The sequence below is a fragment of the Streptomyces spirodelae genome (genome assembly GCF_017676385.1).
Lineage (GTDB): Bacteria > Actinomycetota > Actinomycetes > Streptomycetales > Streptomycetaceae > Streptomyces > Streptomyces spirodelae.
This window is the reverse complement of record NZ_JAFFZN010000035.1, coordinates 46,389-70,486: the sequence shown is the minus strand read 5'-3', so window position 1 is coordinate 70,486 and position 24,098 is coordinate 46,389. Positions and strand designations below refer to the sequence as shown.

The window sequence follows — 24,098 nt, the reverse complement described above, 5'->3', positions numbered from 1 at the left end:
CTAGGCGGTCTTGTCGCCATGGCGGGTGCATGCTGCCCTACCTGTGGAGGAACACACGACGGAGGGTGGCAGTGAGCGATCTGGCATCGAACGAGCCTGGTGCGGCCGTGCGCAGGAAACTTATGGAGCTACAACCCAACAGGGTGAAACGCACGCTCGCGCGGCTCTACCCCGGATCTGAGATCCGCTCCTGGGCGGATGGCTTGAAGGGGGAACGGGTCACGGGTCGTCAGTTGAACAGGTTGCGTCCTCGGGGCTGGCAGGTTTTGCATGCGATCCAATGGCCAAGCGGATCAGACATAGATCACCTGGTTATCGGTCCGGCTGGTGTATTTACCGTCAACTCTAAGCGCCACAAGGGTAAGACGGTTTGGTACGGAGACCGTGCCATCACTGTAAATCGCGCCCCCACTCGGCATATTGCTATCAGTCAGCATGAGGCGCAGCGCACGGGAAAGACTCTCGGCCGGCATTGCACTTTGCCGGTTCCAGTTCGACCAATCATCTGCATCGTGGATGCTGCCAAACTCTCCGTGAAAAACGCAGCGCCCCCTGTCCTTGTCGTGGAGGCTGCCAAGATAGTGAGTCTCTTGTCAGGGATGAGCCCCGTGCTGCCACCTGAGATGGTCCAGCACATCTATCAAGTGGCACGGCGACAGGCGACATGGGCGTAGCGGTGCGCAACTACGCGTCGAAATCGTACTCCAGAACATAGGAAGCCGAGTCGAGGATCATTTCGTTCACCTCAACCGGGTGGTTTTCGTCGGCGAATGCCGTGCGGCAGATCATGATTACAGGCGTGCCCATCGACAGATCCAATCCGCTGGCTTCGTCTCGCGAAGGCATGCGGCAACGGATCTCCTCGCGGAAATGCACAGGCTTGTAGCCCAGCTCGGTCAAACGCGCGTATGTACCGCCGGGGCCCGTGTCCTCCTGAGTGATCGCCGATCCGGACACCAAATCGGCCGGAAGGTAAGAAGTCGAGAGAAGTACAGGCTTCCCGTCCAAGACGAAACGGCGACTACGCACGCATACCGGCGCGCCGGTCTCACTTTCGAACACCTTTGCGATGCGCTCCGGTGCTTCCATCTCGGAGACGTCCACTTGATCTACGACCAAGGTGCGCCCTTCGGTGTCCGCCGACCAGATGGAGCGACCTGAGCCCCACTGATCGCGCGATAGCCGTTGGATGCCTCGCCGCCTGAGCGGCTTGAAGTCACGAACGAAGACGCCGGCCCCCTTGCGCGACTCGGCTAGCCCCTCGTTCTGCAATGCGCCAAGCGCTTGCCGCGCTGTCATGCGAGCCACGTCGTGCGTGGCCATGAGGTCGTTCTCTCCTGGTAGCCGATCGCCTGGGCCGTACTCGCCAGCTTGGATCGCTTCCCGCAGAGTGTCAGCGATGCGCTGATACTTCGGCTGACGTCCGTTGCCCTGGGTGGCCATGCTGATCCCTCCTCTCCTCTCTAGACAGCCTAGGGGATCGTTCTTCGTTCCGGCATTCGAGCCGGCCTCCTGTGACTCACCTGTTTCATCTCTAGAGAAGGCTTGACGTCTCTAGAGAGGTGCGCTTCTATTGAGTCATCTCTAGAGAGGTTGCTCACAGGGGGCGGCCTCGTGTGAGAGGGGACATCCATGCCTTCGTTCAAGATCGACCTTTCGTCCGCCACGGTGTTCGTGGCGACTGCGCCGGAGCCGAAGATGGCGAACAAGAAGACCGGTGAGCGGGCGGTGGACCGGGAGACCGGGGCCGGCCTCTCGACCGTGGGCCTGCTGGTCTCGGACGAGGGGGAGGGGAATCTGTACCAGGTGACCGTGCCGGAGACGGGTGTCCCGGAGGGGCTGGTGCCGGGTACGCCGGTCTCGGTGGTGGGGCTGAAGGCGCGTGACTGGGAGAACGAATTCAACGGTCAGAAGCGGCATGGCATCGCGTTCCGTGCGGTCGCCATCACTGCCGGGGCCTGAGCATGTCGGACCTGGTGACCCTGACCGAAGTGGCATCGGTGGCCGCTGGCGCTGGTGGGCTCGGCTACGCGAAGGTACGTGCTCCGCGCGTGTACTGGTCGCTGGTCGGGCTCCCGATCACCTGGGGGCGGTTCTCCCTCACCTACCGGTCCACGATGGAGGTCTGCGGGCTGACGGTGCAGCCGTCGGGGCTGCGGGCGTTCGTGACCCGGAACATGGCTCGCCGGGAGGTGCGTCCGGTGCCCGCGAAGGTGCGGCGGGTGTCACCGACTTCGACGGGGCTGCGGGTATCGCTGCGGCTTCCGGCCGGCCTGGAGCCGGCTGATGTGGCGGCGGCATCCGAACGCCTTCGGCACGCGTGGGGTGTCCGCTCGGTGACCGTGGTGGAAGCCCGCCCCGGTGTGGTCGAGCTGCGCATGACCGGCTATGACGTGCTCGCTCGGGTCAAGATGCCTCGTAGGCTGAGGAAGCCGGGACCGATGGTGGTGCCCGTCGCGCTGCGGGAGGACGGCACGGTTTTCACCCGGGACTACCGGAAGGTGCCGCACTCGCTGACGCTGGGCGCGAACCAGTCGGGCAAGTCGGTGTATCAGCGCAACCTGATCGCCGCTCTTGCCCGTATCCCGGTCGGTCTGATCGGTATCGACTGCAAACGCGGTGTCGAACAGACCCGGTATGCGCCTCGCCTGTCTGCTCTGGCGACGACTCCGCAGATCGCTTCGGAACTGCTGGATGCCCTGGTGAGCGAGATGGAAGACCGCTTCGACCTGCTCAGCGAGCATGGCGTCTCGGATCTGTGGGAGTTGCCGGATGCGGTCCGCCCGGTGCCGCTGGTGGTGCTGATCGATGAGGTGGCGGAACTGTTCCTGGTCTCGGCGAAGAAGGATGAGGAACGTCGGGATCGGATGGTTCAGCACCTGGTGCGGCTGGCGCAGATGGCCCGCGCGGTCGGCATCTATCTGGAGGTGTGTGGTCAGCGCTTCGGCTCCGAGTTGGGCAAGGGCGCAACGATGCTCCGCGCCCAGCTCACTGGCCGTATCGTCCACCGGGTCAACGATCTCCAGACCGCTGAAATGGGACTCAAGGACATCGCCCCGGACGCCCTGCACGCTGTGACCACGATCCCGCCGGACCGCCCCGGGGTGGCCGTGGCCGGTGACACCTCTGGCGGCTGGTCCCGCATCCGCACCCCGCACAAGTCCACCGCTGAGGTGGTCGCGGTCTGCCGCGAGTTCGCCCACCTCACCGCCGAGCCGGCCTTCCTCGCTCCCTTCCGGCCGGCGGTCCGGTCCGAGGTGATCCCGGACGACGCACCGTCGCTGGTGGTGCCCCGGCCGGTCACCGAGTAACACCCCCTTCGCTTCACGGTCGGCGCGACCGCCTTCGCGCCAGGTCCCTACCCGTTCCATGCCGAAAACCGGAAGGACCCGCCATGGCCGCACGTCCGCGTTCCGCCGCCAAGCCGAAGAAGTGCAAGCCCTGCAACGGCACCGGCGAGACCCGCGAAACGGTCCGCGTCGGCGCCCGCAAGAACCGCGCCACCGACGACAAGCAGTCCGCCTTGTGCACCGAGTGCTGGGGCAGCGGCGAAGCCCAGTGAACCACCTCCGGGGCGGGCCATAGAACCGGTCCGCCCCGGCTCATCTGGAAGGAGGTGAAGAGATGTTCCGCTCTATTCGTCCGGATGCCGTACTCGTTCAGGCCGTGATCGCAGGTGCGCTCTCCTTCGCCCACCTGCATGACCTGGCTGCCGCCGCGGGACAAGACGGGTGGAAGGCATGGGCCTATCCCGTCTCTGTTGACCTGCTGCTGGTGGCGGCCTGGCGCCGGCTTCGTGCCGGTGGTGACAAGGCGGCGGCCTGGTGCTGGTTCCTCGTCGCCCTGGTCGCCTCGCTCGGAGCCAACGTCGCTACCGCCGGGCTCCTCGACCTTGATGCGGTGCCTGCGTGGCTGCGCATCCTGGTTGCCGGCTGGCCCGCGCTCGCGTTCCTGGGCGGAACCCTCCTCGTCCACACCGCCGCTCCCCGGCACACCGCCCCGAACCGGGCTCCTGCGGCTGCCTCGCCCGAGCCGGAGAAAGCCCCGGCGGTCGAACCCGAGCCGGCGCCAACCGTCTCCCTCTCGGAGCCGGTGCCGGAGGAGACACCCGAGCTGGAACCGGAACCCGCTGCTGCCCCGGCCGCCGCTCCGTCGCCAGGTGTTCCGCCGGCGCTGATTGACCACGCTCGCACCCTCGCTACTCAGTACCGCGAGCGCACCGGCTCCGACATCGACACCGCCACCCTGCGGACCCAACTCGGGGTCCCCGAACCGCTCGCCAACGCCATCGCAACCCAACTCGCCTGACTCAGAAGGGAGGTTCCGCCATGGTCCGCCCCAACCGCTTCTACGACGTGCGCCGCATCGGCCCGGTCCAGGTCGGCTCCTACAACGATGGCCGGGGCCGCACCAAGCACACCGCCGCTTGCACCGCCCCCGGCTGCGGCTTCTCCGCCGACTACAACGACCGCCCGGCCGCCGAACTCGCGGCCCGCACCCACCGCTGCAACCCCTGAAAGGAGGAGATGTCATGGACCTGCCCGACGAACAGCTCCGTGCCGGACACATCCCCACAGAGCTCTACCGGCAGATGCCGCCCGGCACCGACCTGCGGAAGGTCGTCATCGTCCAGGAAGCCCCCCGCAACTACCGGGGTCCCATCCTGCTGGCGCTGACCATCACCGCCGGCACCGTCGTGGTCCTGCTCGTGATCGCCTTCGTGGTGCAGGTCATCGCCGCGTCCATCGTCGCCGTGCTCTCCGCCACCTGCGGCCTGAGCTACAGCCTCAACCGCACTGGCAAGACCAAGGGCCGACAGCTCACCGCCCGGCCCTCCCGCCAGCCCTCCAAGCGCCTCCTGCGGTCGAAGGGGGCACGCCGCTACCGCAAGTAATACGGCCTCCGGGGCGGCCTCAACCGCCAAGTATCCGCCGCCCCGGACGCCTCACACCCTCCCGAATCCGCTGATCCGAAAGGACACCACCCATCATGACCCAGCCCACCCCTGCCCGCGCACGCCACTGCCGCGACTGCGACGGCTTCTCCGTCGTCCACATCGACACCGGCACCCGACAGACGGACGGCACCCGCCACACCACCCCGGTCACCTGCCGCACCTGCAACGGCACCGGCACCCGCCGCTCCCACGTCCCGGCGGCTGTCCGGTCCGGGAAGTGATCGCCGTGGCCTTGGACTGGCGCTCTCCCGAGCACTTCGACCACACCGGTGACAAGCCCTGCGTGATCTGCCACAAGCGCACCCCACTGCGCTCCGACCGCGGCAAGCCCGTCCACAAGGTCTGCGCCGAGGACTGGATCGACCGCCACAGCGTGCGGGAGGGCAACAAGTGACCGACACCGCCACCATGGCGGGCCTGGACCCGGCCACCCTCGGCGACCTGCTGAGGCTGGCCGGGTCCCCCGGCTTCGACCGCATCCAAGACCAGATCCGCCGCACTGGCGGCTGCTCCGACCCCATCCACCTGACCGGCTCCACCGTCCTCCGCGACCGCGCCACCGGCGAAGTCCTCCACTCCTACAGCACCGACACCGAGCCCGGTGGGCGGCTGCGCATCGCCTGCGGCAACCGCCGTGCCTCCCGCTGCCCGGCCTGCGCCTGGACCTACGCCGGCGACACCTTCCACCTCATCCGAGCCGGACTGACCGGCGACCCGGACAAAGGCACACCGCACACCGTGCGAGACCACCCCCGAGTGTTCACCACCCTCACGGCCCCCTCGTTCGGCCCGGTCCACAACCGGCCCGGCAACCACCCCTGCCGCTGCGGTACCCGGCACACCGAAACAGACCCTGCCCTGGGCACACCGCTCGATCCGGACGCCTACGACTACGCGGGTGCGGTGCTGTGGAACAACCACGCCTCCGAGCTGTGGCAGCGCTTCACGATCTACCTCCGCCGGGAGATCGCGAAGCGGGCGGGCCTGACGCAGAAGGCGGCCCGGGAGCAGTGCCGCGTCTCCTTCGGCAAGGTCGCTGAGTACCAGAAACGCGGAGCCGTTCACTTCCATGCCGTCATCCGTCTCGATGGTCCAGCCGGCCCTGACAGCCCGCCTCCGCACTGGGCCACACACGCACTCCTCGACAGCGCGATCGTGGCAGCCGTTGCCCGCGTCGAGGTCACCGTTGACCCGAACGAGGACTACGGCTGCCCCGGCTGGTCCCTGCGCTGGGGCGAACAGATCGACATCCAGCCCATCGGCGCCTTCGGCAACGGCGAAGACCTCACCGAAGCGGCCGTCGCCTCCTACGTGGCCAAGTACGCCACCAAGGCCGCCGAAACCACCGGCACCGTTGACCGCCGCATCGGCAACAAAGAAGCCCTGACCCTGCTCGACATCCCCGAGCATCCGGCCCGGCTCATCGCGGCATGCCTCGACCTGCACTACGCCTACCCCGACCGCCGGCTGCGCGACTGGGCACACATGCTCGGCTTCCGCGGCCACTTCTCCACCAAATCCCGCCGCTACTCCACCACCCTCGGCGCCCTCCGCCAGACCCGAGCCGACTACCGCGCAGCACAACAACGCGAAGCCCTCGGCCTGCCCGACCCCGACGACGCGACCGAAGAGACAACCACCCTCGCCCTCGCGCACTGGGCCTACGCCGGCCACGGCCACACACCCGGCGAATCGTGGCTCGCCCAATCCATCGCACGGGACCTGGCCGACCAACGCGAAACCGCACGCCAAGAGCTAGCAGGAGGTGTATCCGATGAGTAGGACCACGGCTCCGAAGTCTCGGAAAGCCTCGTCAGAGTCGAGGGTGATGACCACCGAAGAGTGGTTGCGGCTGCATCTCCGCCGCGCGCCGGAGCGGGATGAGGAGTGGGTGCGGCGTGCGCTCGTGCTGCAAGGTCGTGTGTGATCGTCAGTGCCAGACAGGTTCGATCAGGCTGGGGTCGAACTTCCTTCGGCCTCTGCCGGCCGGATGGATGATGACGGCGGACAGACTGTGCAACACGATCTCCTGTTGCCGCTCAATCGGGAGCGAGAAGAAGTCTTCCACGGAAAGGTCGGCCGCGTCCTCCTTCGCCTCCGCCTGCTTCTGCTCCTTGTAGAAGCGGGCTCGCTTCAGCTTCAGCTCGTCACGCGCTCGTTCCTTACCAGGGAGAAGCTGCAAGAGAGTGGCCACGGAGATCTCCTTGGCGCGTTCGGCTTCAACGAGCTGGGCAATATCGTGCTCGACGTCGGCCAACTCGGCCTCGCCAGGCCATTGTTGCTCCATGGGCACCCTGGTGACGGCTGCTCGCTCCCGCTGCTCCTCCAGAACAAGCTGCGCTATCAGCCTGTCGATCGGCTCTCCGACGCGTCCGACCTTGCCGCAACCGCCGTTCACCACGGAGCACCGATAGGTGAACTTTGCTGCCTTGGAGCCTGGCGACCAACGTGGGTTCGTCTGCCCTCGGATCTTGCTCTTGCACAGACCGCATCGGGCGATGCCTGACAGGAGGTACTTGCGTGCCAGTGACCTGCCGGGCTGCTTCTGCTTCCGCTCGGCGACGGCTGCGCAGACCGCTTCCCACTCTTCAACGGTGTTGATGGGCTCCCAGTTGCCGGGAATCGGCCGACCGTCTTCCCCGTAGAGGATCTCGCCGTGATAGGTCCGGTAGCCGACCAATCGCGGGTTGGTGAGGATGTGCTCGACGTGGTGGTGGGCCATTCGCTTCGTCCCCGCACGCGGATTGCCGAGACCTTGTTCCTGCCACCTCGTTCGGATGGTGCCGATGCGGACGCCGGCGAGGATCTCGCGTTGGGCTTCTCGGATGGCTGCCGCAGCTTCGGGGTCAACTTTGGTGCGATCGTTCTTACGCCATCCGTAGGGTGCGGGTCCGCCGCTGTCCTTGCCTTGCTGGGCCAGTTCGAAGTGCTTGCGTCTGATGCGGCGTGAGGAGTCGTGGGACGACTTGTTGGCGAACGCGACCATGATGCGGGCCATCGTCCGGCCATCCGGGGTGCCGAGATTGATGTCGTTGGTGACGGTGGCGAACTCCAAGCGGGGCCGCTCGTCAAAGATCTCGATTAGCCGTTCGAGGTCGCGAGGTTGCCGGGCCAATCTGTCGAGGTCGTAGGCCACGATGCCGTCGATCAGGCCGGCGCGGAGATCCTTCAGCATCAGTTCGAAGTCTTCGCGTACGACGTTGCGCTTGAAGGCGGATACGTCGTTGTCCTCGTAGACCTTGACGGCCTGCCACGATCGAAGGTCGGTCAGACGCTCGCAGTCCTGCTGCTGCCGGGCGACGCCAAGTGATTCGCCCTCGTCATCCCGTGAGATACGGGTGTAGATCCCCACTTTGCGCGCCAACGTTCGGCCCTCCCCTGCCTGCGATAGCAGGGTTCAGGCTACTACTGTCATGTAGTCAAGTCCGCCTGGTCCGTCGAACCTCCCGTCGTCCGCCGCGAGGGGCAGGTTCTCGACGCCTGACCGCGCCTGACCGCGCCTGGCGGCGGTTGACCACGCGCGGCGGCGTCCGAGAGTGGGCTAGCCGGCCCCCGTCCGAGGGGTACGGCTGTGCCGCTCGGCGGTGATTTCAAGGACGCCGCCGGGGCCGATGTCGTGGCGACTGAGCGCCACGCGCTGTCCGGGCGACATCGGCGCGATCCCGCCACCCGTTCCCCGCACGGGTGGTTCCCTTCTCCGGTACCTGCGGGTAGGTACCGCTGGTAACCACAGTTGCCGGCCGTAGGGAGACCACCTGATGGCGCGTAGGAGATCCGCGACGGCGCTCGCGGCGGCTCTGCTCATGGTGTGTGGGGGCGCGGGGGCGGCGGCTGCCGTGCCCCCCAGTGGCGCCGGAACGAAAGCCGAGGCGAAGGCCGAGGCGAAGGCCGAAACGAGGGTCGGAGCGAACGCGGGGGCCGTGGCCAGTACGCCGCTGCCCGCCGAGTTGGAGAAGGTCCGGGCCGAGGAGGCCCGCAAGCTCTACGGCAGCCCGGACGAGCGGCCCATGGCCGATCGTAAGACGAGTCTCATCTCGCTGGGCGACAGCGAGATCTCCGGTGAGGGCGTCGGTACGTACGAGTCGGGCACCGACGGGCCGGACAACTGGTGTCACAGGTCGCCGGACGCGGCCGTACACCGTACGGGCATCGCCGCGGAGGTGACGTACAACGTCGCCTGCTCCGGGGCGAGTACGGAGAACGTGCGGATCGGGGGCACCAAGCAGTACGCCGACGAGCTCGTGCAGAGCGACAGCCTCGCCATCAAGGCCCGCAACACGCGGCTGAAGCAGATCATCCTCGTCGTCGGCGCCAACGACGATCTCCAGTTCGGGCCGGTGATCACCGACTGCGTCACCCGCTACCTCACGTTCCAGGGGCCGTGCGAGTCCAAGTACGACCCCGGCTGGCAGGCCCGGGTCGACGGCCTTGCCCCCAAGGTGGAGCGCACCGTGGGTGACCTCAGAACGGTGATGCGGAACGCCGGTTACGCCGACGGCGCCTACCAGCTCGTGCTGATGGCCTACCCCAGCCCGATCGGGCCGGACATAAAGGACAACCCCAAGTATCCCGGCAAGCTCGCCGGGGGCTGCGTCGGGTACACCAGCGACGCGGCCTGGGGTCGCAACTCGGCGGTGCCGAAGTTCGAGAAGGGCATCCGTGCGGTGGCCGAACGTACCGGCGTCAGCTACCTGGACGCCTCCCGGCTCTTCCACGGCCACGAGGTGTGCATGGAGACCACTTGGGCGCGCGGGCTGTATGTGGACCTCAGCAACCCGTTCCCGCCGGACTCCAACTCGGTACGCCAGTCGTTCCACCCGAACAAGCGCGGGCACGGCGCCTTCGCCTCGTGCTTCACCCAGATGTATGAGGCCGGTCAGAAGGGCGTACGGGAGGCGTCCTGCGCCGACCCCGTCGGCACCGGGCAGCCGAAGCTGTACCAGCTCGCCTGGGACGACGTTTTCAAGCCACTGCGCAACGAGGGCACCGGGAGCTGCCTGGACGCCGACGGTGCCGACAGCGCGGTCGGCACCGACGTACGGGGCTGGGCGTGCGGCGGAGCGGACAAGCGCAACCAGCTGTGGTGGTACGACGCGGCGGGCAAGGCCCTCTACGCGGGGCAGACGCACGACCGGTGCGTACAGAGTGCGGGCGGCGTCAAGGACGGGGCCGGGCTGGAGCTCGGCAACTGCTCGGGTGCGGGTGTGCAGCAGTTCGTACGGAACGGGGCGACCCTGCGGCCCGCTTCGGACACGGGGCTGTGCGTGACGCTGCCGAGCGCGGAGGCGCGGGCCGAGCTCGCCGGGTGCGACGGATCGGCGGCGCAGCGGTTCACCGGGTGAGGGCGCAGCGGTTCACCGGTTGAGGCAGTGCGGCCGTTGCCCGGCCTCCCACAAGGGGGGCCGGGCGCGGTTCCGTGCTTACAGCGTGCCCAGTTTGATCAGGAAGAGCAGGGCCAGCAGCTGGATGGCGGAGGCGCCGAGCGCCTTGGGCCAGGGCAGGTCGTGGGAGCGGCTCACCATCGAGGTGAACAGGACCCCGGCGAACACCCAGGTCACCCAGCCGAGTGCCTGGACCAGGGTGGCCGTGCCGCCCAGGAAGAGGGCGAAGACCAGCCGGGGCGCGTCCGTCAGGGACATGATCAGCATGGCGAGCCCGACCGTGGGCTGCCAGGAGCCGTCCCCGCCGAACTGACGGGCGAGTGTGTGGGTGACGGCTCCCAGGATGAGCCCGGCGATCACCACAGCCACGCCCGTGATCAGCACATACGGGATCGCCTGGGAGAGCGCGGTGTGCAGGACGTCCTCGCGGGCCTGGTCGAGGCCGAAGACCGCGAGCAGCCCGTAGACGAACGTCACGATCAGCGCAGGGCCCCATACCGGGTAGTCCCGCATCTGCCAGAAGGTGGCGTTCGGGCGCAGGACGATGCCGGTCAGCAACTCCTTCCAGCGCAGCCGGGGGCCGGACGGTGGTGCCGGGGCGTTGCCCGCGTGGTAGGTGGCGCCGTCGGTGTACCCGTAGCCGTCCTGGCCGCCGCCCTGGGGGCCGTAACCGCCGTCGGGGCCGTACGGACCGGGTCCGCCGGGGCCGCCGCCCTCCGGGCCGTACGGGTCGTGAATGCTGAACGCCTGGGTGTGGCCAGGGTTGTTGGCGTACGGATCCTGCCCGTGCCAGCCCTGCGGGGCGCCGGGCTGCCCGCCGTGCGGGGCCGCTCCGTGCGGTGCGCCGTGGGGCGGGTGCGGGTCGCCGAAGTACTCCGGCTCGCCGGGCCCAGGGCCGCCGCCCTGCCAGGGGCCGGGCCCCTGCTGCGGGTACGGCGGACCCGAAGGGTGCTGAGGGTACTGCCCATGCTGCTGCGCGCCCCGGGAGTCCCGGCCGCGTCCGCTCCTGAAACCAGCCACGCAATCGAACGTACCGTGTTCCGCGGGTCCGACGTGCCACAGCGGGGTGAGATGGCCGGACATCGCTGCTGACCTGTGACATCCCCTAGGGGAACCGGGTGCCGCGGCCCCCACCTGGGGCGGAGAAGCCCGCGTCGCACCCTCACCGGGAAGGAGGGCCCACTCGGCCCGGAGGCGGACGGCTGTCGCGGAGCCGGAGCGGACGGACCGTCGCCCGCCCGGAGGCGGACGGCTGTCACTCTCCCCGGAGGCGGACGGCGAAGGTGACGACGGAGCCCTGGCCGGCCGCGTCCGCGACGGTCAGCCGGTCGGTCACCAGTTTGGCCAGCCACAGGCCGCGGCCGCTGGTGGCGCCTTCGAGGCCGGGCAGCAGTTCGGGGATGACGTCCTCGGTGAAGCCGGGTCCTGAGTCGGCGACCTGGCACTCCAGCTCGTCGCCCAGGTGGCGCAGCACGAGCTGGCCGCCGCCGCCCGCGTGTTCGACCGCGTTGGTGGCCACGGCGTCGACGGCGACGACGAACTCGCCGCGGCGCGGTTCGTTCAGTCCCGCGGACGCGGCCCGCGCCTCCACCTCGGCACGCAGTCGTGGCAGGTCACGGAGGGTGAAGCGGAGGCGGCACAGCAGCTCGGGGGTCAGCATGGAGCGCCCTCCCGGACGTCGGGGGCGTGCCGGGTGACCGCGCTCGTACGGGGGCCCGGGGGCCGGTCGCTTCCGGCCGGTCCGTCCTGGGCCGTAGGACCCGGGGCCTCACGGTCCGCCACCTGGTGCTCCTCCTCGCCTTTCCAGTCGCTCCGCTCCGCGTGCGTGAGCGCGGTTAGGAGGCTAGGCCCGGCACGCTGCAATGGGTATACCGCGACAGCGGTTTGGCTCGTGTGGTGCTTTAACTGATCGCATTTGACCACGACTTGCCGGAAAACGCGCAACGGCCGGCCCCGTGAGTACGGGACCGGCCCTTGCGCACCGGGAAAAGCGTCCGGATCAGGCCACCGAAGGCGCGGAGCGGACGGCTCGTGAGCGGGCGCCTTGTGAGCGGACGGCTCATGAGCGGGCGCCGCGCGAGCGACCGGCTCGCAGCGGCTGGCCCGCGAGCAGTGCGCCTATTTCGCGGGCTCCGGTTCCGGGTCCGGCTCCGGCTCGGGGTCCTTTTCCGCCTCGCCGTCAGCCGCCGGGGGCTCGCCGGGCGTCTTGACGGAGTCCAGCAGCAGCTGCGCCACGTCCACGACCTGGAGGTTCTCCTTGACGGCTGCACCCGTGGCGGAGCCGCCCTCGGCAGCGGCCTTCTTACCGTTGACCGAGTCGGTCAGCATGACGAGGCAGAACGGGCAGGCCGTCGAGACGATGTCCGGGTTGAGGGAGAGCGCCTCGTCCACGCGCTCGTTGTTGATGCGCTTGCCGATGCGCTCCTCCATCCACATGCGGGCGCCGCCGGCGCCGCAGCAGAAGCCGCGCTCCTTGTGCCGGTGCATCTCCTCGTTCCGCAGCCCCGGCACCCGGCCGATGATCTCGCGCGGCGGCGTGTACACCTTGTTGTGGCGGCCCAGGTAGCACGGGTCGTGGTAGGTGATCAGCCCCTCGACCGGGGTGACCGGCACCAGCTTGCCCTCGTCGATGAGGTGCTGGAGCAGCTGGGTGTGGTGGATGACCTCGTAGTGGCCGCCCAGCTGCGGGTACTCGTTGGCGAGCGTGTTGAAGCAGTGCGGACAGGTCGCGACGATCTTCTTGGACGACTTGGGCTTCTGCGTCTGAGGGTCATCGTCGTCCTCGCCGAAGGCGGCGTTCAGCGTGGAGACGTTCTCCTCGCCCAGCTGCTGGAAGAGGAACTCGTTGCCCAGCCGGCGGGCCGAGTCACCGGTGCACTTCTCGTCGCCGCCCATGATGGCGAAGTTGACGCCCGCGATGTGCAGCAGCTCCGCGAATGCCTTGGTGGTCTTCTTGGCGCGGTCCTCCAGTGCGCCGGCGCAGCCGACCCAGTACAGGTATTCGACCTCGGTCAGGTCCTCGATCGTCTTGCCGACGATCGGCACCTCGAAGCCGGCCTCCTTCTGGAGCTCCTTGGTCCACTCCAGCCGCTGCTTCTTGGCCAGGCCCCAGGGGTTGCCCTTCTTCTCCAGGTTCTTGAGCATCGTCCCGGCCTCGGAGGGGAACGCGCTCTCGATCATCACCTGGTAGCGGCGCATGTCGACGATGTGGTCGACGTGCTCGATGTCGACGGGGCACTGCTCGACGCAGGCGCCGCAGGTGGTGCAGGACCACAGCACGTCCGGGTCGATGACGCCGCCCTCCGCTGCGGTGCCCACCAGCGGGCGCTCGGCCTCGTCCAGCGCGGCCTGCGGGACGTCGGCCAGCTGCTCCGCGGTGGCCTTCTCCTCGCCCTCCATCGTCTTGCCGCCGCCGGCGAGCAGATACGGCGCCTTGGCGTACGCGTGGTCGCGCAGCGACATGATCAGCAGCTTCGGGGAGAGCGGCTTGCCGGTGTTCCACGCGGGGCACTGCGACTGGCAGCGGCCGCACTCGGTGCAGGTGGAGAAGTCGAGGATGCCCTTCCAGGAGAAGTCCTCGACCTGGGAGGCGCCGAAGCGGACCTCCGCCGCGTCCTCATCGTTGTCGTCGTCCAGGGCGGTCTCGAAGTCGATGACCTTGCCGCCGGACGTCATCGGCTGCAGGGCGCCCAGCGCGGCCTCGCCGCGTGCGTCGCGCTTGAACCAGATGTTGAAGAAGGCCAGGAAGCGGTGCCAGGCCACACCCATGTTGGTGTTCAGGCCGACCGTGATCATCCAGATCATGGTCGTGCCCAGCTTGATCAGCGCCCAGAAGTAGACGAGGTTCTGCAGGGTGCCGACGTCCAGCCCGTCGTACGCAGCGACCAGCGGGTACGAGATGAAGTAGGCGGGGTCGTAGCTGTCCACGTGGTGGAGCGCGCCTTCGAGGCCGCGCAGCATCAGGATGGCGACGCCGATGACGAAGATGATCCACTCGACGAAGTAGCCCTGCCACATCTTCGAGCCCGTGAAGCGCGACTTGCGGCCGGCCCGTGAGGGCAGGCTCAGCAGCCTGATCACCATCAGGGTGGCGATGCCGACGGTGGTGGCGAAGCCGATGAACTCGATGTACATCTCGTACGGCAGCCAGCCGCCGATGACCGGCAGCGTCCAGTCGGCCTGGAAGAGCTGGCCGTAGGCGTTGACGATGGTCGGTGGCAGGGTGAGGAAGCCGATCGCCACGAACCAGTGGGCCACGCCGACGACGCCCCACTTGTTCATCTTCGTATGACCGAGGAACTCCCTGACCAGCGTGGCCGTTCGCTGCTTGGGGCTGTCCTTCCGCGTGCCGGCCGGGAGCGGCTGCCCGAGCTTGACGAAGCGGTAGATCTGCGCGATGGCGCGGGCGAACAGCGCAACGCCGACCGCGGTGAGCAGCAGCGTGACGACGATCGCGGCGAGTTGCATAGCGGCTCCTCGGAGCACGGGGGCGGCGTTTACTAAGCAGTAACTTATCCAGTCCGTACGAGACTACCCACTTGTCGCGGATCGCTGCACCGCGCACCTCGGTGATTTGCGTCGCCTCCCAGTGAGGAGCCCTCCGCGCTGCCGGAGGAAGGGCCTGCATGCGGCCATGCGCGTACAGTAATCACAGAGGTTGAGCCGCCTCGACTCAGTCTTCTTGACGCAAATTCTCCGGTCGTGCACTCTTGAGTCAGCTTCACTCAAGACCAAGCTGGAGGAACCCGAAATGGCTCGTGCGGTCGGCATCGACCTGGGTACGACGAACTCCGTCGTCAGTGTTCTCGAGGGCGGTGAGCCCACCGTCATCACCAACGCCGAGGGCGCCAGGACCACGCCGTCCGTCGTGGCCTTCGCGAAGAACGGCGAAGTGCTCGTCGGTGAGGTGGCCAAGCGCCAGGCTGTCACCAACGTCGACCGGACCATCCGGTCGGTCAAGCGGCACATGGGTACCGACTGGAACATCGGTATCGACGACAAGCAGTTCAACCCGCAGCAGATCAGCGCCTTCGTGCTGCAGAAGCTGAAGCGGGACGCCGAGTCGTACCTGGGCGAGAAGGTGGCCGACGCGGTCATCACCGTGCCGGCGTACTTCAACGACGCCGAGCGGCAGGCCACCAAGGAGGCCGGCGAGATCGCCGGCCTGAACGTGCTGCGGATCGTCAACGAGCCGACCGCCGCCGCGCTGGCCTACGGGCTGGAGAAGGAGGACCAGACCATCCTGGTCTTCGACCTCGGTGGCGGTACCTTCGACGTCTCCCTGCTGGAGATCGGCGACGGTGTCGTCGAGGTCAAGGCGACCAACGGTGACAACCACCTCGGTGGTGACGACTGGGACCAGCGGGTCGTCGACTACCTGGTCAAGCAGTTCCAGTCCGGCCACGGCGTGGACCTGTCCAAGGACAAGATGGCCCTCCAGCGCCTCCGCGAGGCCGCTGAGAAGGCGAAGATCGAGCTGTCCTCGTCCACCGAGACGACGATCAACCTGCCCTACATCACCGCGTCCGCCGAGGGCCCGCTGCACCTGGACGAGAAGCTGACCCGGGCGCAGTTCCAGCAGCTCACCCAGGATCTGCTGGAGCGCTGCAAGACGCCGTTCCACAACGTGATCAAGGACGCGGGCATCCAGCTGTCCGAGATCGACCACGTGGTGCTCGTCGGCGGCTCCACCCGGATGCCGGCGGTCGCCGAGCTCGTCAAGGAGCTGACCGGCGGCAAGGACGCCAACAAGGGCGTCAACCCGGACGAGGTCGTCGCCATCGGCGCCTCCCTGCAGGCCGGTGTGCTCAAGGGTGAGGTCAAGGACGTCCTGCTGCTGGACGTCACTCCGCTGTCCCTCGGTATCGAGACCAAGGGCGGCATCATGACCAAGCTGATCGAGCGCAACACCACGATCCCGACCAAGCGCTCGGAGACGTTCACCACCGCCGAGGACAACCAGCCCTCCGTGCAGATCCAGGTGTTCCAGGGCGAGCGGGAGATCGCGGCGTACAACAAGAAGCTGGGCATGTTCGAGCTGACGGGGCTGCCGCCCGCTCCGCGCAACGTGCCGCAGATCGAGGTCACCTTCGACATCGACGCCAACGGGATCATGCACGTCTCCGCCAAGGACCTGGGGACGGGCAAGGAACAGAAGATGCAGGTCACCGGCGGCTCCAGCCTTCCCAAGGAAGACATCGAGCGCATGATGCGCGAGGCGGAGCAGTACGCCGAGGACGACCACAAGCGCCGCGAGGCCGCCGAGACCCGCAATCAGGCCGAGCAGCTCGTCTACACCACGGAGAAGTTCCTCAAGGACAACGAGGAGAAGGTTCCCGCCGACACCAAGTCGGAGGTGGAGTCCGCACTCGAGGACCTGAAGGAGAAGCTCAAGGGCGACGACACCGCGGCGATCCGCGAGGCATCCGAGAAGGTCGCGGCCACCAGCCAGAAGCTGGGCCAGGCCCTCTACGCCGAGGCCCAGCAGGCCCAGGCCGGCGGTGCCGAGGCCGGCGCCGGCGCGGCGGGCGCGGGCGCGGGCAAGCCCGAGGGCGGCGAGGACGATGTCGTGGACGCCGAGATCGTCGACGAGGACCAGAAGCCGAAGGACGGTGCGGCGTGACGGAGGAGACCGCGGGCTTCGGTAAGGAGCCTGACGTTCCCGCCGACGCCGGTGAGCTGACCGACGCCGACCGGGCCGCCGTCTCCGAGCAGGAGACGGCGCCCGGGGCGCCGGCCGGGGAAGCGCAGGGCAGTGAGGCCGAGGTGACCACGCAGGAGGCGGAAGGCGCGGGCCCGGAGCAGGGCGAGGCCGCCGAGGGCGGTCCCGCCACCGAGCTGGAGGCAGCCCGCAAGGCGCTCAACGAGCGCACCCAGGATCTGCAGCGGCTCCAGGCGGAGTTCCAGAACTACCGCCGCAGGGTCGAGCGGGACCGCGCGGCGGTCAAGGAGGTCGCCGTCGCGAACCTGCTGACCGAGCTGCTTCCGGTGCTCGACGACATCGGCCGGGCCCGGGACCACGGCGAGCTGGTGGGCGGCTTCAAGTCGGTCGCCGAGTCGCTGGAAATGGTCGCGGCCAAGATGGGTCTGATGCAGTTCGGCAAGGAGGGCGAGCCCTTCGACCCGACGGTCCACGAGGCGCTGATGCACTCCTACTCGCCGGATGTCACGGAGACGACGTGCGTGCAGATCCTCCAGCCCGGGTACCGAATCGGCGAGCGGACCATCCGTCCCGCGCGGGTCGGGGTCGCCGAGCCGCAGCCCGGTGCCGCAAGCGGTGCGGGCGGCAAGGGTGAGGCCGGTGCCGAGGCGTCGGCGGCTGAAGAGGAGAACGGTGGCCCGGACGAGGGCTGACCGCGTACGGGAGGAGGGACGTCGAGGATGAGTACCAAGGACTTCATCGAGAAGGACTACTACAAGGTCCTCGGCGTCCCCAAGGACGCCACCGAAGCCGAGATCAAGAAGGCGTACCGCAAGCTGGCCAGGGAGAACCACCCCGACGCCAACGCCGGTGACCCCAAGGCCGAGGAGCGCTTCAAGGACGCCTCCGAGGCGTACGACGTGCTCGGCGACCCCAAGCGGCGCAAGGAGTACGACGAGGCGCGCACCCTCTTCGGCAACGGAGGCGGCTTCCGGCCGGGAGGCGGCCCGGGCGGGCCCGGTGGCGCCGGAACGTTCAACTTCGACCTGAGCGACCTGTTCGGCGGCCAGGGCGGGGGCGGCGGTGCCGGCCAACCCGGTGGCTTCGGCGGCGGGCTCGGCGACGTCTTCGGCGGCCTGTTCAACCGAGGCGGCGCCGGGACCCGTACGCAGCCCAGGCGCGGCCAGGACATCGAGTCCGAGGTGACGCTCAGCTTCACCGAGGCGGTGGACGGTGCCACGGTGCCGCTGCGGATGTCCTCAAGCGCCGCGTGCAAGGAGTGCGCAGGTACGGGGGACAAGAACGGCACCCCGCGGGTGTGCCCCACCTGTGTGGGCACCGGGCAGGTCTCCCGGGGCACGGGCGGCGGCTTCTCGCTGACCGACCCGTGTGTGGACTGCAAGGGGCGCGGCCTGATCGCGCAGGACCCGTGCGAGGTCTGCAAGGGGTCCGGGCGGGCGACCAGTTCGCGCACGATGCAGGTCCGTATCCCGGCGGGCGTCACCGACGGGCAGCGCATCCGGCTGCGCGGCAAGGGAGCGCCCGGCGAGCGGGGCGGACCGGGCGGTGACCTGTATGTGGTCGTCCATGTGGACAAACACCCGGTCTTCGGACGCAAGGGCGACAACCTGACGGTCACCGTGCCGGTCACCTTCCCCGAGGCGGCACTCGGCGGCGAGGTGAAGGTACCCACGCTCGGCGGGCCGCCCGTCACCCTCAAGGTCCCGCCGGGTACGCCGTCCGGGCGCACCATGCGGGCCAGGGGCAAGGGTGCGGTGCGCAAGGACGGAACGCGCGGCGATCTGCTGGTGACAGTGGAGGTCGCGGTGCCGAAGAATCTGGACGACAAGGCGAAGGACTCGCTGGAGTCCTACCGGGACGCGACGGCGGGAGAGGATCCGCGGGCCGCGTTGTTCAAGGCAGCGAAGGGAGACTGAGGTGGACGGCCGGGACGGACGCAGACGATTCGCGGCTGGGCGCTCCGCGGCGTACGAGCTGACGGACGAATCTCCTGTCTACGTCATCTCGGTCGCCGCCCAGCTCTCCGGGCTGCATCCGCAGACCCTGCGGCAGTACGACCGGCTGGGGCTGGTCTCGCCCGACCGCACGCCCGGACGGGGCCGGCGCTACTCGGCGCGCGACATCGAGCAGCTCCGCGAGGTGCAGCGGCTCAGCCAGGACGAGGGGATCAACCTCGCCGGGATCAAGCGGATCATCGAACTGGAGAACCAGGTCGCTGCGCTGCAGCAGCGCGTTGCGGAGTTGTCAGCGGCGGTTGAGGGTGCCGCCGCGGCCATGCAGCAGCGGGAGGCGCAGGTGCATGCCTCGTACCGGCGCGATCTGGTGCCGTACGAGGACGTGCGCTCCTCCAGCGCCCTGGTGGTCTGGCGCCCCAAACCGAGGGAGTAACCCTCGGGACCCCCTGTTGTGGGGCCTGCCCCCACGGGCGGCGCCGCCCGTGGGGGAGAGAGGGCTTACTTGGCGAAGCCGTAGCCGAGGAGCTTCTTGGCGTCCTTGGTGCGGTTGGCGGACGAGGACGAGGCCAGGACGGTGCCGATCAGGGTCTTGGAGCCCCGTTTGGCGGCGAAGACCAGGCAGTACTTGGCCTCGGGGCCGGAGCCGGTCTTGACGCCGAGGGCCCCGGAATAGCCGCCGAGCAGCGGATTGGTGTTCCGCCAGTTCATATAGCGGTAGCCACCACTCTTGGTGATCGTCTTCTGCTTGGTGGAGCGGGTCTTCACGATCGAGCGGAAGGTGGCGTTGCGCATGGCGTTGCGGGCGAGTTCGGTCAGGTCGCGCGGGGTGGAGTAGTTGCGCCCCTTGCCGATGCCGTCGAACGAGTCGAAGTGGGTGTTCTTCAGCCCCAGGCTCCGCGCGGTGGAGTTCATCTTGCCGATGAAGGACTTCACCCGCGCCTTGCGGCTGCTGCCCTTGCCGAAGGTGTCGGCGAGGGCGTAGGCGGCGTCGCAGCCCGAGGGCAGCATCAGGCCGTAGAGGAGCTGGCGGACGGTGACCTTGTCGCCGACGATCAGCCGCGCCGAGGAGGCGGTGTTGCGGACGATGTAGTCGCTGTACGCCTTGCGGATGGTGACCTTGCGGTTCAGGTTGAGGTTCTTCTGGGCCAGTACCACCCGGGCGGTCATGATCTTGGTGGTCGAGCCGGTGGAGCGCCGGGTGTCGGCGGCCTTGGTGTAGAGGCTCCTGCCCGTGCCGCTGTTCATCACGTAACCGCCGCGGGCGGTGATGGACGGCTTCTTCGCCGTGACGGCGGTGGCGGGGGACGCCGTGGCGGCCGGGGCGGCCAGCGCGCCCGTCGTCAGCACGGCTGAGGAGGTGAGCACCACCGTGACGACACGGTGGGTGCCAGCAATGCCAGTCTTCACTTCTGTCAGCTCCAAATGCCGCTGCGGTGCGGCTCGTTGGGCGGGTACCCGGTGCCGGGAGCGGCCGGGAACTAAGAAGGATCGTAGACGTTTTCAGATTGAGCGGAATAGACTCAACTTGTTGCATGCTGTAGGTAGCAAGAGCTCGTCTGGGGGCGCTTACCAGTCAGCACTGGCACCGGAGAAGGAGCGCAGGAAGTGGACGCGGAGCTGACCAACAAGAGCCGGGAAGCGATCAGCGCGGCGAACGACCGCGCGGTGAGTGACGGCCACCCCGACATCACCCCGGCCCATCTGCTCCTCGCCCTGCTCACGGGCGAGGAGAACGAGAACATCCAGGACCTGATCGCCGCCGCCGAGGCGGACCAGGCGGCGCTGCGCTCGGGCGCCGAGCGGCAGCTCGCCGCGCTCCCGACCGTGCAGGGCCAGACCGTCAGCCGCCCGCAGGCCGACCGCGACCTGCTCGCCGTCATCGCGGACGCGGCGCAGCGCGCCAAGGACCTCGGCGACAGCTTTGTGTCCACCGAACATCTGCTGATCGCGCTGGCCGCCAAGGGCGGGGCGACAGGGGAGCTGCTCAAGCAGCAGGGCGCCGACGAGAAGAAACTGCTGGACGCCTTCAGCGCGCAGCGCGGCAGCAGGCGGATCACCAACCCGGACCCGGAGGGCACCTACAAGGCCCTGGAGAAGTTCGGCACCGACCTGACCGCCGCGGCCCGCGAGGGCAAGCTGGACCCGGTCATCGGCCGGGACCAGGAGATCCGCCGCGTGGTGCAGGTGCTCTCCCGTCGTACGAAGAACAACCCGGTGCTGATCGGCGAGCCCGGCGTCGGCAAGACGGCGGTCGTCGAGGGGCTGGCCCAGCGCGTGGTGAAGGGCGATGTGCCCGAGTCGCTGCGGAACAAGCGGCTGGTGGCGCTCGACCTGGGCGCCATGGTGGCGGGCGCGAAGTACCGCGGTGAGTTCGAGGAGCGGCTCAAGACCGTGCTCTCCGAGATCAAGGAGAGCGACGGCCAGATCATCACCTTCATCGACGAACTGCACACGGTGGTCGGCGCGGGCGCCGGCGGCGACTCGGCCATGGACGCCGGGAACATGCTCAAACCGATGCTGGCCCGCGGCGAGCTGCGGATGGTCGGCGCCACCACGCTGGACGAGTACCGCGAGCGGATCGAGAAGGACGCCGCGCTGGAGCGCCGCTTCCAGCAGGTGCTGGTGGCCGAGCCCACCGTGGAGGACTCCATCGCGATCCTGCGCGGGCTCAAGGGGCGCTACGAGGCGCACCACAAGGTGCAGATCTCCGACGGCGCGCTGGTGGCCGCCGCCGCGCTCTCGGACCGCTACATCACCTCCCGTTTCCTGCCCGACAAGGCCATCGACCTGGTGGACGAGGCGGCCTCCCGGCTCCGGATGGAGATCGACTCCTCACCCGTGGAGATCGACGAGCTCCAGCGCTCCGTCGACCGGCTCAAGATGGAGGACCTGGCCCTGGAGAAGGAGACCGACCCCGCCTCCGTGGAGCGGCTGGAGCGGCTGCGCCGCGAGCTGGCCGACAAGGAGGAGGAGCTGCGCGGCCTGACCGCCCGCTGGGAGAAGGAGAAGCAGGGCCTCAACCGCGTAGGTGAGCTGAAGGAGCAGCTGGACGAGCTGCGCGGACAGGCCGAGCGGGCACAGCGCGACGGCGACTTCGACACCGCCTCCAAGCTGCTCTACGGCGAGATCCCGGCCGTCGAGCGGGAGCTGGCCGCGGCCACCGAGGAGGAGGAAGAGGCCAAGAAGGAGGCCGCGGCAGGCCAGGGCGACAAGGGGAACAAGATGGTCAAGGAGGAGGTCGGCTCGGACGACATCGCCGACGTCGTCGCCTCCTGGACCGGTATCCCGGCAGGCCGGCTGCTGGAGGGCGAGACGCAGAAGCTGCTGCGGATGGAGGAGGAGCTCGGCAAGCGGCTGATCGGCCAGACCGAGGCCGTGCGTGCCGTCTCCGACGCGGTGCGCCGCAGCCGGGCCGGTATCGCCGACCCCAACCGTCCCACCGGCTCCTTCATGTTCCTGGGCCCCACCGGGGTGGGTAAGACGGAGCTGGCCAAGGCGCTCGCCGACTTCCTCTTCGACGACGAGCGGGCGATGGTCCGTATCGATATGAGCGAGTACGGCGAGAAGCACAGCGTCGCCCGGCTGGTCGGCGCGCCGCCCGGCTACGTCGGCTACGAGGAGGGCGGCCAGCTCACCGAGGCGGTGCGGCGGCGCCCGTACAGCGTCGTCCTGCTGGACGAGGTGGAGAAGGCGCACCACGAGGTCTTCGACGTGCTGCTCCAGGTCCTGGACGACGGCCGGCTCACCGACGGCCAGGGCCGTACCGTCGACTTCCGCAACACCATCCTGATCCTCACCTCCAACCTGGGCAGCCAGTTCCTGATGGACCCCCTGGAGAAGGAGGAAGAGAAGCGGGAGCAGGTGCTCGCGGCTGTGCGCGCCGCCTTCCGGCCCGAGTTCCTCAACCGGCTGGACGACCTGGTGGTCTTCTCCGCGCTGGCCGGGGACGAGCTGCGGCGCATCGCCCAGCTCCAGGTCGACGCGCTGCAGACGCGGCTCGCCGACCGGCGCCTCACGCTGGATGTCACCCCCGCAGCGCTGGACTGGCTCGCCGTCGAGGGCAACGACCCGGCCTACGGGGCCCGGCCCCTGCGGCGGCTGGTGCAGACCGCCATCGGTGACCAGCTGGCGCGGGAGATCCTGGCCGGTGAGGTGCGGGACGGCGACACCGTGCGGGTCGATCATGTGGACGGCTGGGACGGGCTGATGGTCGGCGCCGCAGCGGGTGGCTGAGCGCCGGCTGTGCGGGCTGCTCACGGGGCGCTGGGCGCGCCAGTGGGGCAGGGTTGTCATTGCGGGGGGCGGGTGCGGGAGGATGGGCGGAGCCGTATGAAGGGAACACCCACGTGAGCATCGACCCGTCCTCGATCCCGAACTTCGGGGGCCAGCCCGAGGAGCCGGAGGAGTCCGGTCCCACCGGACCGATCATCCCCGACCAGGACCTCGTCAAGCAGCTCCTGGACCAGATGGAGCTGAAGTACGTCGTCGACGACGAGGGAGACCTCGCGGCGCCGTGGGAGGAGTTCCGTACGTACTTCATGTTCCGGGGGGAGGCGGAGCAGCAGGTCTTCTCGGTCCGTACGTTCTACGACCGTCCGCACACCATCGAGGACAAGCCCAAGCTCCTCGAGGCCATCGACGACTGGAACCGTCGCACCCTGTGGCCCAAGGTCTACAGCCACACCCACGACGACGGCAGCGTCCGGCTGATCGGCGAGGCGCAGATGCTCGTCGGTACGGGCGTCTCGCTGGAGCACTTCGTCTCGTCCACGGTCAGCTGGGTGCGGGCCTCCATCGAGTTCGACAAGTGGCTCGTGGAGCAGTTCGGCCTGGAGAAGGACATCGACTCCTCCGAGGGTGACGGCGACAGCGCCTGACGCCGGCACCCCGCAGCCCCGAGGGGCCGGGCGCACCGCGCGTGCGCCCGGCCCCTCGCGCTTTCGCACACCGGCCAGGGCACCGGTGGACCGCGGGTCCCGCCCGCCCTGCCCCGGCCCGCACCGGGCTCGCCGCCGCATCCCTGTCACCCGTCAGGTGTCGCGCAGCATCCCGTGCCGGGAGACTCGTCGGCAGAGCGCGGGACCCGCACAGGGGTAGCACGGGGGAACAGGCGGGTCCCGCGCGACGGTGGACGCGGGCGGACT

The 24,098-nt window shown here is 68.7% G+C and carries 23 protein-coding genes; 17 read left to right on the top strand and 6 right to left on the bottom strand.

Annotated features, from left to right (window positions below; genetic code table 11):
- Nucleotides 1-29: 29 nt before the first annotated feature.
- Entirely contained in the window at nt 30-674 is a 645-nt protein-coding gene (locus JW592_RS29120; protein ID WP_307805589.1) for a nuclease-related domain-containing protein, read from the top strand.
- A gap of 10 nt (nt 675-684) precedes the next feature.
- Here JW592_RS29120 and JW592_RS29115 read toward each other — a convergent pair whose 3' ends face one another.
- Entirely contained in the window at nt 685-1,443 is a 759-nt protein-coding gene (locus JW592_RS29115; protein WP_209268239.1) for a GntR family transcriptional regulator, read from the bottom strand.
- A gap of 189 nt (nt 1,444-1,632) precedes the next feature.
- Here JW592_RS29115 and JW592_RS29110 point away from each other — a divergent pair, with 189 nt between their 5' ends.
- From JW592_RS29110 to repSA, 9 genes are all read left to right on the top strand, one after another.
- On the top strand, nt 1,633-1,962 hold the full coding sequence (locus JW592_RS29110; protein ID WP_209268238.1) for an SCO3933 family regulatory protein: 330 nt from the start codon (nt 1,633-1,635) through the stop codon (nt 1,960-1,962).
- A 2-nt stretch (nt 1,963-1,964) separates the two neighbouring features.
- Nucleotides 1,965-3,311: an FtsK/SpoIIIE domain-containing protein gene (locus JW592_RS29105; RefSeq protein ID WP_209268237.1), complete on the top strand. Its 1,347-nt coding sequence runs from the start codon at nt 1,965-1,967 to the stop codon at nt 3,309-3,311.
- Between the two features lie 83 nt (nt 3,312-3,394).
- Nucleotides 3,395-3,562: a hypothetical protein gene (locus JW592_RS29100; RefSeq protein WP_209268236.1), complete on the top strand. Its 168-nt coding sequence runs from the start codon at nt 3,395-3,397 to the stop codon at nt 3,560-3,562.
- A gap of 62 nt (nt 3,563-3,624) precedes the next feature.
- Nucleotides 3,625-4,308 carry a DUF2637 domain-containing protein gene (locus tag JW592_RS29095; protein ID WP_209268235.1) on the top strand — a complete coding sequence of 228 codons (684 nt, stop codon included), beginning with the start codon at nt 3,625-3,627 and terminating at the stop codon, nt 4,306-4,308.
- Between the two features lie 20 nt (nt 4,309-4,328).
- Nucleotides 4,329-4,517: a mobile element transfer protein gene (locus JW592_RS29090; protein WP_209268234.1), complete on the top strand. Its 189-nt coding sequence runs from the start codon at nt 4,329-4,331 to the stop codon at nt 4,515-4,517.
- Between the two features lie 14 nt (nt 4,518-4,531).
- Nucleotides 4,532-4,894 carry a hypothetical protein gene (locus JW592_RS29085; protein WP_229377035.1) on the top strand — a complete coding sequence of 121 codons (363 nt, stop codon included), beginning with the start codon at nt 4,532-4,534 and terminating at the stop codon, nt 4,892-4,894.
- 95 nt (nt 4,895-4,989) lie between these two features.
- Nucleotides 4,990-5,178 (top strand): hypothetical protein, encoded by a 189-nt coding sequence (locus tag JW592_RS29080; RefSeq protein WP_209268233.1) that lies wholly within the window; start codon nt 4,990-4,992, stop codon nt 5,176-5,178.
- On the top strand, nt 5,175-5,351 hold the full coding sequence (locus tag JW592_RS29075) for a hypothetical protein (protein ID WP_209268232.1): 177 nt from the start codon (nt 5,175-5,177) through the stop codon (nt 5,349-5,351). Before JW592_RS29080 ends, JW592_RS29075 begins: the two co-directional genes overlap by 4 nt.
- Nucleotides 5,348-6,739, top strand: coding sequence for a replication initiator protein RepSA (gene repSA, locus JW592_RS29070; protein WP_307805588.1), 1,392 nt, complete (start codon nt 5,348-5,350; stop codon nt 6,737-6,739). The genes JW592_RS29075 and repSA overlap by 4 nt, the downstream gene beginning before the upstream one ends.
- Nucleotides 6,740-6,887: 148 nt before the next feature.
- On the opposite strand, the gene JW592_RS29065 is transcribed toward repSA, so the two are convergent.
- Nucleotides 6,888-8,321 (bottom strand): recombinase family protein, encoded by a 1,434-nt coding sequence (locus JW592_RS29065; protein ID WP_209268231.1) that lies wholly within the window; start codon nt 8,319-8,321, stop codon nt 6,888-6,890.
- A gap of 394 nt (nt 8,322-8,715) precedes the next feature.
- Here JW592_RS29065 and JW592_RS29060 point away from each other — a divergent pair, with 394 nt between their 5' ends.
- Nucleotides 8,716-10,299 carry a GDSL-type esterase/lipase family protein gene (locus JW592_RS29060; RefSeq protein WP_209268230.1) on the top strand — a complete coding sequence of 528 codons (1,584 nt, stop codon included), beginning with the start codon at nt 8,716-8,718 and terminating at the stop codon, nt 10,297-10,299.
- Between the two features lie 78 nt (nt 10,300-10,377).
- Here the strand turns inward: JW592_RS29060 and JW592_RS29055 are convergent, their stop codons facing one another.
- The 3 genes from JW592_RS29055 to JW592_RS29045 all read right to left on the bottom strand — a co-directional run bounded on the left by JW592_RS29055 (nt 10,378) and on the right by JW592_RS29045 (nt 14,805).
- Nucleotides 10,378-11,358 (bottom strand): Yip1 family protein, encoded by a 981-nt coding sequence (locus JW592_RS29055; protein WP_209268229.1) that lies wholly within the window; start codon nt 11,356-11,358, stop codon nt 10,378-10,380.
- Nucleotides 11,359-11,593: 235 nt separating this feature from the next.
- Nucleotides 11,594-11,998 carry an ATP-binding protein gene (locus JW592_RS29050; protein ID WP_209268228.1) on the bottom strand — a complete coding sequence of 135 codons (405 nt, stop codon included), beginning with the start codon at nt 11,996-11,998 and terminating at the stop codon, nt 11,594-11,596.
- Nucleotides 11,999-12,456: 458 nt separating this feature from the next.
- Nucleotides 12,457-14,805 carry a (Fe-S)-binding protein gene (locus tag JW592_RS29045; RefSeq protein ID WP_209268227.1) on the bottom strand — a complete coding sequence of 783 codons (2,349 nt, stop codon included), beginning with the start codon at nt 14,803-14,805 and terminating at the stop codon, nt 12,457-12,459.
- 283 nt (nt 14,806-15,088) lie between these two features.
- Between JW592_RS29045 and dnaK the strand changes: the two genes are divergently transcribed.
- The 4 genes from dnaK to JW592_RS29025 are packed head-to-tail and all read left to right on the top strand — an operon-like array spanning nt 15,089 to nt 19,387.
- Nucleotides 15,089-16,960, top strand: a complete 1,872-nt coding sequence (gene dnaK / locus JW592_RS29040) for a molecular chaperone DnaK (protein WP_209268226.1) — start codon at nt 15,089-15,091, stop codon at nt 16,958-16,960.
- Entirely contained in the window at nt 16,957-17,691 is a 735-nt protein-coding gene (gene grpE / locus JW592_RS29035) for a nucleotide exchange factor GrpE (RefSeq protein ID WP_209268225.1), read from the top strand. The genes dnaK and grpE overlap by 4 nt, the downstream gene beginning before the upstream one ends.
- Nucleotides 17,692-17,718: 27 nt before the next feature.
- Nucleotides 17,719-18,915: a molecular chaperone DnaJ gene (dnaJ, locus tag JW592_RS29030; RefSeq protein WP_209268224.1), complete on the top strand. Its 1,197-nt coding sequence runs from the start codon at nt 17,719-17,721 to the stop codon at nt 18,913-18,915.
- Between the two features lies 1 nt (nt 18,916).
- Nucleotides 18,917-19,387 carry a heat shock protein transcriptional repressor HspR gene (locus tag JW592_RS29025; RefSeq protein ID WP_099883019.1) on the top strand — a complete coding sequence of 157 codons (471 nt, stop codon included), beginning with the start codon at nt 18,917-18,919 and terminating at the stop codon, nt 19,385-19,387.
- A 65-nt stretch (nt 19,388-19,452) separates the two neighbouring features.
- Here JW592_RS29025 and JW592_RS29020 read toward each other — a convergent pair whose 3' ends face one another.
- Entirely contained in the window at nt 19,453-20,361 is a 909-nt protein-coding gene (locus JW592_RS29020; RefSeq protein ID WP_209268223.1) for a D-alanyl-D-alanine carboxypeptidase family protein, read from the bottom strand.
- 198 nt (nt 20,362-20,559) lie between these two features.
- On the opposite strand from JW592_RS29020, the gene clpB reads away from it, so the two are divergent.
- Entirely contained in the window at nt 20,560-23,187 is a 2,628-nt protein-coding gene (gene clpB, locus JW592_RS29015; RefSeq protein WP_209268222.1) for an ATP-dependent chaperone ClpB, read from the top strand.
- Nucleotides 23,188-23,300: 113 nt separating this feature from the next.
- Nucleotides 23,301-23,831 (top strand): YbjN domain-containing protein, encoded by a 531-nt coding sequence (locus JW592_RS29010; RefSeq protein ID WP_099883022.1) that lies wholly within the window; start codon nt 23,301-23,303, stop codon nt 23,829-23,831.
- Nucleotides 23,832-24,098: the final 267 nt, after the last annotated feature.